Origin of the sequence: Chryseobacterium oncorhynchi, assembly GCF_002899895.1 — a bacterium.
Taxonomy (GTDB): Bacteria; Bacteroidota; Bacteroidia; order Flavobacteriales; family Weeksellaceae; genus Chryseobacterium; species Chryseobacterium oncorhynchi.
On the sequence record NZ_PPEI02000005.1, the window covers coordinates 241,498 to 255,256 of the forward strand.

Annotated in this window: 14 protein-coding genes; 2 read left to right on the top strand and 12 right to left on the bottom strand. The window is 34.3% G+C overall.

Annotation, left to right across the window (positions count from 1 at the left end):
- Window positions 1–84: 84 nt before the first annotated feature.
- The 10 genes from C1638_RS16910 to C1638_RS16955 all read right to left on the bottom strand — a co-directional run bounded on the left by C1638_RS16910 (window position 85) and on the right by C1638_RS16955 (window position 8,927).
- Window positions 85–495 carry a nuclear transport factor 2 family protein gene (locus C1638_RS16910; protein WP_109622923.1) on the bottom strand — a complete coding sequence of 137 codons (411 nt, stop codon included), beginning with the start codon at window positions 493–495 and terminating at the stop codon, window positions 85–87.
- 3 nt (window positions 496–498) lie between these two features.
- Window positions 499–1,026 (bottom strand): TetR/AcrR family transcriptional regulator, encoded by a 528-nt coding sequence (locus C1638_RS16915; protein ID WP_109622925.1) that lies wholly within the window; start codon window positions 1,024–1,026, stop codon window positions 499–501.
- 153 nt (window positions 1,027–1,179) lie between these two features.
- Window positions 1,180–2,223, bottom strand: a complete 1,044-nt coding sequence (locus tag C1638_RS16920; protein ID WP_109623265.1) for a TerC/Alx family metal homeostasis membrane protein — start codon at window positions 2,221–2,223, stop codon at window positions 1,180–1,182.
- Window positions 2,224–2,309: 86 nt separating this feature from the next.
- A complete protein-coding gene (locus tag C1638_RS16925; protein WP_109622928.1) occupies window positions 2,310–2,918 on the bottom strand; it encodes a TerD family protein in 609 nt (202 codons plus the stop codon).
- 10 nt (window positions 2,919–2,928) lie between these two features.
- A complete protein-coding gene (locus tag C1638_RS16930) occupies window positions 2,929–3,876 on the bottom strand; it encodes a hypothetical protein (RefSeq protein ID WP_109622930.1) in 948 nt (315 codons plus the stop codon).
- Window positions 3,877–3,892: 16 nt separating this feature from the next.
- Window positions 3,893–5,062 (bottom strand): toxic anion resistance protein, encoded by a 1,170-nt coding sequence (locus C1638_RS16935; protein ID WP_185140442.1) that lies wholly within the window; start codon window positions 5,060–5,062, stop codon window positions 3,893–3,895.
- Between the two features lie 5 nt (window positions 5,063–5,067).
- Complete coding sequence (locus C1638_RS16940; RefSeq protein WP_109622932.1) at window positions 5,068–5,625, bottom strand: TerD family protein; 558 nt, start codon at window positions 5,623–5,625, stop codon at window positions 5,068–5,070.
- Window positions 5,615–6,439, bottom strand: a complete 825-nt coding sequence (locus C1638_RS16945; protein WP_109622934.1) for a phosphoribosyltransferase family protein — start codon at window positions 6,437–6,439, stop codon at window positions 5,615–5,617. The genes C1638_RS16940 and C1638_RS16945 overlap by 11 nt, the downstream gene beginning before the upstream one ends.
- A gap of 8 nt (window positions 6,440–6,447) precedes the next feature.
- The gene (locus C1638_RS16950; protein WP_109622936.1) at window positions 6,448–7,116 is read right to left on the bottom strand and encodes an HAD family hydrolase; all 669 of its coding nucleotides are present in this window, start codon (window positions 7,114–7,116) and stop codon (window positions 6,448–6,450) included.
- 272 nt (window positions 7,117–7,388) lie between these two features.
- Window positions 7,389–8,927 (bottom strand): SulP family inorganic anion transporter, encoded by a 1,539-nt coding sequence (locus tag C1638_RS16955; RefSeq protein ID WP_109622937.1) that lies wholly within the window; start codon window positions 8,925–8,927, stop codon window positions 7,389–7,391.
- Between the two features lie 629 nt (window positions 8,928–9,556).
- On the opposite strand from C1638_RS16955, the gene C1638_RS16960 reads away from it, so the two are divergent.
- Window positions 9,557–9,985 (top strand): transposase, encoded by a 429-nt coding sequence (locus tag C1638_RS16960; protein ID WP_109622940.1) that lies wholly within the window; start codon window positions 9,557–9,559, stop codon window positions 9,983–9,985.
- 10 nt (window positions 9,986–9,995) lie between these two features.
- Window positions 9,996–10,346, top strand: coding sequence for a hypothetical protein (locus tag C1638_RS16965; RefSeq protein WP_109622942.1), 351 nt, complete (start codon window positions 9,996–9,998; stop codon window positions 10,344–10,346).
- Between the two features lie 985 nt (window positions 10,347–11,331).
- On the opposite strand, the gene C1638_RS16970 is transcribed toward C1638_RS16965, so the two are convergent.
- Window positions 11,332–11,856, bottom strand: a complete 525-nt coding sequence (locus tag C1638_RS16970) for a DUF6584 family protein (protein ID WP_109622945.1) — start codon at window positions 11,854–11,856, stop codon at window positions 11,332–11,334.
- A 60-nt stretch (window positions 11,857–11,916) separates the two neighbouring features.
- Window positions 11,917–13,434, bottom strand: coding sequence for a TROVE domain-containing protein (locus C1638_RS16975; RefSeq protein ID WP_109622947.1), 1,518 nt, complete (start codon window positions 13,432–13,434; stop codon window positions 11,917–11,919).
- Window positions 13,435–13,759: the final 325 nt, after the last annotated feature.

Consider the following 13,759-nt stretch of genomic DNA (forward strand, 5'->3'; position numbering starts at 1 on the left):
TATTAACCTAATTTTTTGACAAATATAAAACAAGAAAATGAATTTTCATCATAAAAAAAGACTGCTATTACAACAGTCTTTTAATCAAAATTTCCTTTCTTCTTCTCTGATAGCCAAATCATTGATACTTGCGTATCTTTTCGCCATCAAACCGTTTTCATCAAACTCCCAGTTTTCATTTCCGTAGGCTCTGAACCAGTTTCCGTCTTTGGTTTGATATTCATATTCAAAGCGAACGGCAATACGATTATCCGTGTGTGCCCAATATTCTTTTTTAAGTTTATAATGAAGTTCCTTTTCCCATTTTTTTTGAAGAAAACTAACAATCTCTTCTCTTCCATTAACGAATATATCTCTGTTTCTCCATTCACTATTGATGGTATATGCTTTCGAGACCTTTTCAGGATTCTGACTGTTCCAGGCATCTTCTGCCATTTGGATCTTTTCCTTTGCCGTTTCAAGGGTAAAAGGAGGAAGCGGATGTTTCTGTTCCATTGTTTATTGTATTAAATTGGTGATTATTTTTCTGGACTTTTCTATCAACTCGTTGGATTTGAAAAGCTGGCTTTCTATGATGCTGCTTTCAAAAAGCATATAAATATGATCAGAAAGCACATCTTCATTGAGTATTTCTAAAAAATAATTTCTAAGATCAGCTTTGTGAGATTGAATCACATTTAGGATTTTAATGTTATCTGTAGGAATCTCTGATAAAATATTAAGAAAACTGCAACCTCTGAAATTTTCTCTTTCATTCATATAAATCAGAAAATCGAAAGCTTTGATGATTTTAGATTTTGGATCTTTTTCTTTTGCTAAAAAGTTATTGAGTTCATTGAACCAATATTCATGTCGTACTTTTAAAAATTCTACACAGAGGTCCTCTTTCGATTTAAAATGCAGATAGAAACTCGCTTTTGCCACTCCTGCATCTGCAATAATCTGGTTTATCCCTGTGGAATTATATCCCTGCTTTGCAAATAAATCAAATGTTGTTTCTATGATTCTTTCTCTGGGAGATCTCATGTTTTTTATATTTTGTTGAACAAAGGTAAAGAAAAAATCAAACAGACAGATAGGTTTGTCTATTTATTTTAAAAATAATTATATTGTTTATTTTGAGCATAAAAAAACCTCCGGGTATTAAGCCCAGAGGTCATATATCTATTTATAATAGGATTACTTTTCTTCCAATTCTTCTTTTTTCTCTTCTTCTTTTTCAGGGAAGATAATAGATAAAAGAACCGAGATTACCAATACACCTCCTACAATTCCTAAAGAAACAGGTGATGAAATATGGATCCAAGGGGCAATAAGCATTTTAACTCCAATGAATGACAAGATAATAGCCAAACCATATGGAAGTTTGCTAAACATGTGAATAAAATTAGCCAATAGGAAATACAATGATCTAAGTCCTAAAATCGCAAAGATATTCGATGTATAAAGGATGAACGGGTCATTTGAGATTGCAAAAATTGCAGGGATAGAATCTACTGCAAAAAGAACGTCTGTAAACTCGATAACACCAACTACTACCAAAAGAGGGGTTGCCATTTTGATACCGTTCTGAATCGTGAAGAATTTATCTCCATCATAGTTATCTGAAACTTTCCAGAAGCTTTTAATCAATCTAGCACCGGCTGTATTGCTGTAGTCTTCGTCCTCATCATCGCCACCGTCACCCCATGATTTGATTCCTGCATACACAAGAAATAAACCAAATAAGGCCATTACCACATTAATTTTTACGGCTTCTCCGAAGATATTCATTTCAGGAAGATAAGTAAGGTTGATAAGTCCTACTCCGGCAAAAATAAATATTGCTCTGAAGATCAACGCTCCAATAATCCCCCAGAAAAGAACCTTATGGTGGAGAAATTTCGGAACCTTAAAGAACCCAAAGACAAGGATAAATACAAAGAGGTTATCCACAGAAAGAGCCTTCTCTATCCAGTAGGCAGCCTGATACTGTGTAAATTTCTCTATTGCCAATGCATGACTCTCTGGGGTTCCGTCTGTATTGAAAACCCAATACACGACTCCTGAGAATACCATTGAAAGTGAGATCCATACGATAGACCAAATGGTAGCTTCCTTGGAAGATACTTCATGACTTTTTTTGTTGAATACTCCTAAGTCCAGGAGTAGCATGATAACAACTGTTATCGCAAATCCCCACACCAAGCCAGGGTGCAGTTCTAAAATACTTTGATGTTCCACTTGAGTTATGTTATTATATGATAAAAGCAATAGATGTACTGAGTACAAATATTGCTATTTTATTTACTTTTCTGATTTATAAATGATTATAAATAATTCATCTGTACCGTTTGGATTGTCTGCTCAAGCTTTCTATCCGCTGTAGGATCTCCGATAGCATTGAATTTCCATTCTCCGTTTCTTCTATAAAAGACTCCCATTACCATGGCAACGTGTCCTTTGAAAGAAGCATCATTTGCAATATCATATTTAGCAAAAACTTCTTTTACGTTTGTAGGAGTTCCCTCATAAATACGGATAGAAGCAAAAGGAATAGTTCCGAAATCCTGCCCTTGATAGCTGTTAAGAACCAATGCAACATGGTCTACATTAGGCTCAAGATTACTGAAATCTACTGTGATTACTTCATTATCTAATCCGTCATCACCGTTTACATCTCCTGTAAGGTCATCTCCGCTATGTCTTACTGAACCGTTTCTGGATTTCAGGTTTCCAAAGTAGATTACCTCTGTAACATTTTTGTTGGAATCATATAAAATACAGCTTCCATCTAAGTCTACTGCTTCTTTTTTAGTTCCGAAAAGGCCTTTTTTTTCAATTGCTCCCCAGTTGATTCCTACACAGGCTTGGGATAGTTCAGCTCCGTTTTCTTTTTTAAGGTTGATTCTCTGACCTTTTTGTAAGTTGATAGCCATCTTTTTATGTTTAGTTGTTATTCAAATTCAAATTAAGCATTGCACGCAGAATATTTGTTTCTTCATCAAAGGCGAATATTTTGCTCATGATATCTATATTTTCCAAGTTTCTGATATAGTCTTTCAAAACGCCCTCTACTTCTATGGGCAGGTTGCGTTTTCTTTCGTTCATACTATTTTCCAGCTGTTCATTTTTTGTTTTAAGCTGATCGATAATAGCACTCTGATTGGACTGATTTTCAGAGACATCAAGCTTATCCAGTTCCTTGTCGAAAAGATAAAGCTTTTTATCATCAATATCGAAAATAAAATAATCATCAGACTGAAAGATCTTGAAAAGCTCGTATTCATGAATTCCGATGAGGTAACCACAAACAAAACGGACTTTAAAACCCTGTATATTCAATCTTCCCAGCAATTTCCTTTCAATGGAATAATCTTTATACTGATACGCCGGAAAAGCTCCAGTCTTGAGCAGAGATTCATCTGCATCTGTTCTGTAAAATTCCTGAGCATATTTCTTATGGAAATACAGTACATTATCCCAGTTGATCGTAAAAATATCTTCTGTAAGATCTTTATACAAAGCTTTCAAGTGTTGGGAAAATACACCGCTGTACATCTTCCTGTCAGTTTGAAAACTATCTACCCGTCTTTCTTCAAAGCCTGCAATATATTTTTTGTTGATGCCAATTTCATTAATGACAGCCAGCATATCGTTTTCTTTCTGCCTTTTAATTTTAGTAAGCAGCTCAATGAGACTGTCGGTATACTGCAGGTGGAAAAGCTCCAGTTTATTGTAATCTAAGGCTGTATTTTCCTGAAACAGATTGTGGATAATATCTGTTTTGATGTAAATTGATATGATATCAATATGTTCAAAAAAATTAGCCAGAAGCTTAAGTCTTGTTAACCTTCTTTTGCTTTGTGACAATATGGTTGCTGCATCCTCCTCCACCTTAGTATCCTATAAATTAACCTCTGACATTCGCTTTTAATTCATGCTCCAATGTCTGAAGATCCTGATCAAGTTTTCTTCTGTTATCTGCTCCTTGTTTCTGGATCTGTTTCACTTCATTTAAAGTATTGATCAACATTGAAGTTGTTTCTCTCAATGTTTCTACAGATACAATGGTCTGCTCATTGGCTCTGGCAACATTTACAGAGTTCTGACCAAGACGTTCTGCATTCTTTCTTAAGATCTCTTCTGTAGTAGCAGATACTTTCTGTTGGATTTCAATATTTTGCTGTTGTCTGTACATAGCAACGGCAAGAGAAAGCTGATTTTTCCATACAGGAAGAGTGGTCGTAAGAATTGTTTGTGCTTTTTCAGCAATAGAAACGTTGTTATTCTGTACCAATCTGATCTGTGGAAGCGACTGCATCATGATGACACGTACTACCTTAAGATCGGCCATTCTTCTATCTAGCCTTGCAATGAAATCTCTTTTATCTGCAATCTGATAATCCTGAAAACTTTGAGGACTGGCTTCCATTTCTGCAAGTTCAACTGCTGCTCTTTCCATTCTTATGTTTCCTGCAATCACAAGATCTTCGATCTGCTTAATGGAATTCACATTACTTTCAAAAATAGTCTGTAGAACAGCATTATCTTTTGTAGAAGTAATGATTCCTGCATTTACTTTATAAGAGATTTGCTCAATATTATTGATGATTTTATCATATTTTGCAAACAGATTTTCTACCTGAGTGATCACCTTCTTCATGAATGGTAACTTGCTCAGGAAACTTTTAACTTTATTTCCGTGAAGCTCATCTACGTCTACATAGTTAAGCTCTACCAATAAGTCATTAATAAGTCCACCTACTTCTCCAGAGTTCGATCTTCTTACATTTCCTAAGAAACTATCACTCTGGTTGGTTAATGTTTTTTGAAGTTCTGCACCGAAATTTACGATAGATCCCGGATTAGCTTCATCAATAGAGTTCGCAAGAACTTCATATTTCTGACGTTCTTCTGACTGCATCTGAGTCAGGTTTACATTTCCATCCCTATCTACCAAAACTGCCGGTGCTGCATTTTGAACAGGCATGTTCGGGGTAGCCATTGGAGCGGGCTCAAATGTTTTAAGGGGTTCAATTGATCCAAGAGGATCTATTGGTTGATTTTCTTGATTATCCATGATGATTACTTCTGATAAATTGATACAAATTTGTCAAGGCCGTCTCTTTGACCAGCCCCTACAGCCTCAAATTTCCATTCTCCATTTCTGTTGTAGATTCTTCCGAATTCTACTGCAGTTTCGATTGAGAAATCTTCATCTAATTCATATTTTAAGATTTCTTCATTCGTATCGGTATTGAAGATTCTGATAAAAGAATTTCTTACCTGTCCAAAATTCTGCTTTCTTTCATCTGCTTCATGGATTGTTACCACTACTGTAATTTCTTTGATAGCATCATCAATTTTTGTAAGATCAATTTTGATTTGCTCATCATCTCCAGACCCTTCTCCTGTAAGGTTATCTCCTGTATGAATTACTGATTTGTCCGGAGATTCAAGGTTATTATAAAAAATAAAGTGGTTATCTGAAACTAATTTTTTGTCGTCACCCAACAAAAATAAAGATGCATCAAGATCGAATCCAGTTCCTGTAGAAGTATTATTGATATCCCATCCTAAACCTACAGTGAATTTAGGTGCGTTAATGTTTTCTCTTTGTCCTTTTTGTAAGTTAATAGCCATAATATAATTCCGTTTGTGTTAAAGTATTGATGTTATTTTTATATTCTTTTATTAAATGATAGTTGTTACTGATGGCTAGTTCCAAAAGGAGGTCCATCTGTCCCTTTTTTACTTTAGACGTAAGATAGTCAAAATTACTTGAATCCAGGCCTAAAATATATTTTACAATTCTTGTATTGAACTCAAAACTTGGCTTATTCATTACCTCTACAATGTGTTTTATATTTTTAACAGCATAGTAATTGAAAAAATTTTCAATCTTAGGATCAAGCTCAAAATTCATCAGCTCCGCATAATACAGGAACATAAAATCTGCTTTCACATCATATTCATCCAGGATTTTGTGTACTGTATATTCATGACTTCCCGTAATTTTTATATCGTCTATAAAAATACAAAGTTTTCCTCGTAAAAAATCCTTATCAATATAATAAGTATCATTGGATATCAGATTTTTGCGATCCTCAAAATTAAGGTTTCCATAATCTGTAATATAAGTATGATTTCGGTTGATTTTTGATAAAATACTGGACTTATGTCCTTTCTGAAACAGATAAAAATCCAGATGTTTTTTAAAGTAAAAACATAAAAAATTGGATGCAGTAGGAATAGCCATATACGGGCTTGGAAGCACTACAATTTCTTTACCTGTGTGTAAAAGTTCTTCATTTTCGGAAATAAATCCCTCGAATAATTCTTTTGCAAATTTTTCAGCATACGACTTATCGCCATACTTAAAATAGCTGTATTCCGCAGGTGAGAATGTAAACTCATCCGCCGAATGAATGTGGTGTAAGCTGTATCTTTTATTCATGTTTATTTTTAGTGTTTAAGTAAATGTGCACTGAAACCAAAGTCTCTTGCTCCTTTATAATCAGCAATCGGATTGTCTCCGATATGTAAAATCTGACTCATTGGCACGTCCTGATCCTTAATATTATTCTTCACTTCCTGAAAAATAAGTGGATTCGGTTTGGAACAGTTCATCTCATCAGAATAAATGTGAAAATCTATGTATTGATCCAGATTTTCGTGAATCAAAAACTTTCGCATCGTTTTTCCTTTGATAAACCCTGTATTGCTTAGGATATTAATTGTCTTTCCCTGATTTTTAATTTCATCAAAAAAATCATGAATATTCTCAAATATGACAACCGGTTTATATTCTAAGAACAGTTCTTCACTTTTCACATAAAACTCATTCAGTTTTTCTTTATTTAAAAGCTTTACATCTACATTCAATGACCCGAGGATCATCAGATAAATTTCGAAAGTATCTATATTCCCTCCCGTAACCTCATTAATGGTATTGCAAAGATCATCATAATATTTTACGGTTCTTGCAACTTCATCTATAGGTTTATCTACATTAAAAAACGAGGAGAACAGCTCAACTCTTTTTGTTTTAAATTCAGGATGAGATTTGATTAGGGTGAGCCACAAGTCAAAGGAAAAATGACAGTGGTTATGAATGTCGATATCTGTTTTCAATATGTTTTAAGTTAAAAGTTTTATCTAGCTTTCTTGAAAAAGATTTAAAAATTTCTAATCATCAACAAGTGTTTAATTTTCTATTCTTCCCAAAGATAAAATTTTTATCATAAATGCATAACTTTAGTTTTCTGTTTTAAGATATTTTATGATTTGAAGAGGTTTAAAGCAAAAACAAGGACCATAAAATGAATCATGATCCTTGTTTAATTTTTGTAGTTTTTATTGTGAATAATTAATCCTCAATTCGCTTCGTTTGTCAATTTCATCTTTTACTTTTCCGGCATTACCTTATATGTAGGATCTTCTTGTATATTAACCTCTACAACGGCTTCTGCATTTTTCAGCATTTTACGGCAATCTTCACTGAGATGGCGGAGGAAAAGTATTTTCCCTTGCTGTTTATAACGTTTTGAAAGTTTATCCAAAGCATCAATGGCGCTCATATCTACAATACGGCTCTCTTTAAAATCTATCACCACCTCATCTGGATCATTCATTGGATCGAACTTGTCTGCAAAAGCTGTAGCTGAACCAAAGAACAACGGACCATATATTTCGTAATGCTTTATTCCATCTTTATCAGTATATTTTTTTGCCCGAATTCTTTTGGCGTTATCCCAAGCAAAAACCAGGGCCGAGATAATGACTCCTACCAGTACGGCCAAAGCTAGGTTATGTAGAACGACAGTGATAAGAGCTACGGTAATTCCGACAAATATATCTGACTTCGGCATTTTATTCACAATTCTGATGGAAACCCACTGAAAAGTACTTATAGCAACCATCATCATCACTCCCACCAATGCAGCTACCGGAATTCTTTCAATAATTGGAGCTCCGACCAGAATGATCATTAAAATCATAATGGAAGCTATAATTCCGGATAATCGTGCTCTGGAGCCGGCATTAAGATTCACTAATGTTTGTGCAACCATGGCACAACCACCCATTCCACCGAAAAAACCGTTGGTAATATTGGCCAATCCCTGTGCTACGGATTCTTTATTTGCATTTCCTTTTGAATTGGTAATTTCATCTACCATAGATAAGGTTAAAAGGGATTCAATAAGACCTACACCAGCCATGATGACTGCATAAGGGAAGATAATCTGTAAAGTATCAATGGAAAAAGGAACCTGTGGAATATGAAAACTCGGAAGACTACCACTGATATGGGCAATATCTGCCACTGTTTTTGTTGGAATATTAAAACCTAAAACTACGGCAAATATTACGATAATGGCCATCAAAGATGCAGGAACAGCTTTAGTAAGTTTAGGAAAGAAATAGACTACTATAATGGTAAGAGCCGTTAAGCCGCCCATAATATACAGCGGAGTTCCCTGAAGCCAGTTTACCACTCCATTGCTGTCTGTAATTTTAAATTGTTCTACCTGCGCCATAAAAATAATGATCGCCAGTCCATTCAAAAAACCGTACATAACAGGTTGCGGAATAAGCCTTACAAATTTCCCTAACTTAAAAACGCCTACCAGCATCTGAAGAATTCCTGCCAGCGCTACTGTAGCAAAAAGATAGTCTACGCCGTGAGATTTTATCAAGGCAATCAGCACAACGATAGTAGCTCCCGCTCCTCCTGAAACCATTCCCGGACGTCCTCCTAAAATGGCGGTTATCAATCCCATCAGACAGGCTGCATAAAGCCCTGTAAGTGGGGAAAGTCCAGCTAATATTGCAAATGAAAGAGATTCAGGAATCATGGTCATGGCTACGGTAAAACCTGCCAACAACTCATTTTTATAATTAATTTTCTTCGAAAAATCGAATAAGCTTATGGTATTTTTCATTGAACTGCAAAGGTATATACTTGGTCAATGCTATACAATTTTTTATCTCTTTCCTGGTATTATTTTCTTTATTAAAATAATTCGTACATCCTTTCAAATAACATGTTAATTTTATTTAAAATCATTACATAAACAAACTTTTTTACATCCCTCTCTAACATAGCATCTTATTTTTGTTTAAATTTGAAAGCAATTAAGCAGATTATTAGGTACTAAACACGATATTCGAAGCATAAAAAACTGGTTGTCAATACACATACAATCATACAATAAATAAAAGCTTAATGTAAATAAAATTGCATAAAGAAGCTTTAATAGGTTATATATTATTTACACAGATGGCAGAAAAAGAAGTTTGAAAAAGAAGAAGAATTATAAACCCATTGAGAATAAGCAATATACCTAAAGATGATAAATGAATGCATCCTTTTTTAGATATTAAGCTATCCTGATTTGTTTTTAAAGATTTTATGGTTTTATTTATGGTATCCTAACCTCCTTAAATAATCCATTGAGTTTTTCATTTTCAAAATAAAGTGAATTATATTTTATAATTCACAAATAATATATACAACCTATTTACGTTTTCTTATGCATAAGTTTTAATAAATAGATAATATTAAATAAAAATGTTATACAAAGAGATCCATATTGGAAAATTTATTAAGGAAAGGATTGATGAAAGTGAAATAACAATAGAGAGGATATGTAAATTTCTGGGCAAAGATGAAGAGACTGTAGAAGACATGTACAATAGCAGATCGATAGATGCAGATCTTCTTCTAAGATGGAGTAAGTTATTAGAATATGATTTTTTCAGACTCTACAGTTCTCATTTGATTTTATACGCCCCACCAGCTGCAGTTAATAAGAATCAGCAGAAATCGGATAAAATCCCTTATTTCAGAAAAAATATTTACACTCAGGAAATTAAAGAATTTATTATGAAAAGAATTCTTTCTGGTGAAATGACACAAAGCGAAGTGATTAAAGAATACTCTATTCCTAAAAGTACTCTTCACAGGTGGCTTCAGAAAAGTGATAATACGAACGGATAAATTGATAAAAATGCGTCCCAACTATAAAAAGATTTACCAGGATATGCTTAAGCTAGAATATCCGGACAAATTAAAAGATCCAAAGATCAAGGAACTTCTTAGTAAGCTGGATACCACCGAAGATGTACTTAAGTTCAATGAAAGACTTTTCAAGCCATCCAGAGAAGGCCAAAAAAATAACCAAAAGCTTAAGACTTATGACAAGAAAACAATGCTCAAGCTTCTTCAGTATCAAAAGAAGCACGGCCACTCTACCAGTTATATGTCTAAAAAATATAAAATAAGCAGAACTACTCTTACAAAATGGAAATTAATGTTTGAGGAAGAACTTGAAGATCCAATAAAAAAAGCCGATAAATAATATATCGGCTTTTTTTGTAAAGGTAACCATAAGAAAAAGCACGGGGCTACACTTGCCGGAGTCGAACCGGATAACCTTGCCGGAGTTACCGACTTCGCTATTCCTCCCCAAATTGTGTGACGATGAAGCTTTTTCTAACGACACTTATGATAAAACAAGGCAACAAGCGAAAAGTGATGTCGTGCTCTACCAACTGAGCTACTCTTCCTATAATGATTGTGTTTCTTGTTGTGGAAGAGACGGGACTCGAACCCGTGTCCCCGTCGTGATGATCGAAGTAACACTATTCTACGGCACTTGTTTTGTTCTAAATAAAAAAGAGGCTAAGTTCAAAAAGACTTTTACAAAATCATTTTCATGACTTTCTGGAGTCGAACCAAATTAAACCGAAGTAAGCCTTTTCTACGGCACTCTTTTATAAATTATCAAGGTAAAAATGGAGGAATCTTTCTTTTCCATCTGCTCTACCACCTGAGCTACATCCCGTTTACAACAAGAATGACAGGGCTCGAACCTGCGACCTGATGACGTGTAATCGAAGTATGATTCCAAAACGACACTTGATAAAGCAAAGCAATAAATCAAACAGAGATCTATAAACGGGGTGCTATCTTTACACTACCTGCTTCCGCAGAACAGGATTTGAACCTGTACCACCATTACCTTAAAGAAGCAACTCTGTTTTACGGCATTTGCTTTTATGATTATTAGTATTATATTTTACAAATTTACATACTTGCTACGCATTCTTTTTACGTAGTTATTTTTTATTAAAAACCAAGCAATAGAATGATAAGAGTAAATGATATTCAATTAAAAGTTGACGATGAAACTCTTATCAACGGCATTGGTTAGCTACCGGGCAATCTGGTGAAAGACTCTGTCAGTTTTTGGAATCGAAGTATGTCTTTCTAACGGCACCAGTAATATTTATACCGCAAAATTATACTGCAGGTACGCAATCTTTTTACGTAGTTTCATTTTATTAAAGAAATAATGAAGATATCAATTCAAGCAATTTAAAAATGCCCAAAATCGGCAATAAAATAATCACTCCTATCAACAAAAAAATTCCGATTTTACTTAGAATACCCATATGATTTTCTGAATAATTTCCTTTTTCTCTTGTTTTAGTTTTAAAAAGTGGAATCTGTTTTGTTAGCTTAAAACTATCGTACTCAAGTTCATTGATTACTTTCTTTGCACGCTCGTCAAGCAACTCTTTGTCTCCTCTGAAAACAATGTCTTTTAATATCGCGTTTCCAGAATTGCTTAAAGATTGTCTGTAAATTTCTACTGCATTTTCCATTTCATTATTCTCCGGTGTAGATAAAATCCAAAATTTGCCTGCTTCGTCAAGAAATCCTGCTTCAAAATAAATCTGTCCTAATTTTTTTCTCAGGGAAAGATCATTAGGAAATTGATTGATCATATTTCTTAGTCTGTCACATGCTTTTTTCTTTCGGCCTTCTTTAATATCTTGTTCAATTTTGTACAATAAATCACCCATAGTTATATTTTATATTAAAACCCAGTAATAATATTCTGCTCAAATTAAAAGCAGTACCTTTTACAGCACTACTTTTTGTATCATTTCTACTGCAGACTTCTGATCTTCCAAAGCATTCAGTACATCGAAGATTTTATCTGACCAACCTGCAATAAGGTATACATCATTTCTTTTGATATCAATCGGCTGTCTTCCATAGCCGGCCAAATCAAAAATATACAGTTTTGCATCAGGAGCTATGGCCTTATATTTATTCCAGGAATCTTCAAATGAATGTTTGTTTCCAGAGCTATCCCACATTTGGGTATCTGTGAACAGCATTACTTTTTCCACTTTTTCCTGTCTTTTAATCAAATCTTCGATGACCAGATAACCGTTGGTAGAATATCCTACTTCACCTTCGCGCTTATAGAATGCATCTACATTTCTTAAAATACCATTTTTAGGCATTGGTACTCTCAACCAACGATCACCGAAGATTCCTGTCACTACATTTTTGCATTGTGACTGCAAGATCATTGACATCAATAAACCAATGTCATACAGCAAGACCTTACTTTTTGGAGAAACCCGTTTCTGCATTGAGCCTGAGACATCAGCTGCAATAACAACAGAAGTATTGAAGCCAAAGCCTTTGATATTCTGAGCACTTACCACAACTGCATTTTCCAATGCTTCGAGTACAGAGGACACATAAGGTGAATCAATGGTTTTCAATTCTCTGTAAGCTGCCAAAAATCGGAACGGCAACTGCTTTGAATGAATAACTGCTTTTTCATCAGCCAGATAACGACAAATTTTATTCATTGCCTCTGCTGATACTTCTGCCTCCAGAATATTTCTTAGGTTTCGTAGGGTTGCCATGTATCCCATTTTGTTACTGAAGATCAGTTCTTCCCATTTGATTTTGAAAGCCTGTTTTCTTTCTGCCTGATCAGTATATTTTTTCTGTCCCAGCACTGAAAGCTCAACTTCCCAAGTATAAGGAACTTCTAGCACATCACCTGCAATTTTATTAAAAATGGTTTGCTGACTCTCATCCTTAGCTTTTGGGTGTACCAGGAACAAGGCATCTTTCAATGTCACTTCTCCTTTCCTGTTATATTTTGCAAACTGGTATTCATCAAACTTATTGAATGACTTTACCAATCCTTTCTGAATCTGCTTAGACAGCCTGTTCAGTTTTTTTGTTTCTGTTCTTTCATTGGCCAGCTGGTAATAAGCTAACAGTTCTGTGATTTCATCAGCTCTTTGAACAACTCCATCCACTGTTTTGCTTACCAGATCTGAGCCTGAAGCTTCTTTTGCCAGCTCTATAGCCAAAACTAAAGGAATGGAGCGCAAATACATGTCTTTTCTCGCATATACAGCTAGTTTTGCTACAAATTCGGGATCATTTTTCTTAATCAAAGACTGTATTCTCTCCAATCTCTCATTTCCTTTTTCATAAGTAATATTAGAAAGCCCTGTTGTAACCACAGCACTATACAATTCTTCTGCAGGGGTCATCACATATGCTTTTGCTCCCTCATAGTTCAAGACTTTTTTATTTTCTTTTTTTAAAAAATTAAATTTCATGAGTTACTGTTTTTTTTGTTAAACATTGAAAGGATTGTTACTTCCTCTCTGATTTCTGATGCAAAGTAAAAACAGTATTACGCAATCATTTTGCGTAGTTTATTTTTCTGTGAAAATTTTATTTTTTATTGTAAGAAATATATTTTAAAAAAAGATTTTGGCTGAAGCCAGATGAAGACAATTCTTTTTAAGCGGACTAAGGCTCACTCTTATTAAATATTGAAACTATAAATTGATATTTGGCAACAGTATTATTCATTTAAAGCTTCTATGATTCATTTCAAATAAAGAAATCGGTAATCTCCGGTTTTTATAGATCTGTTGT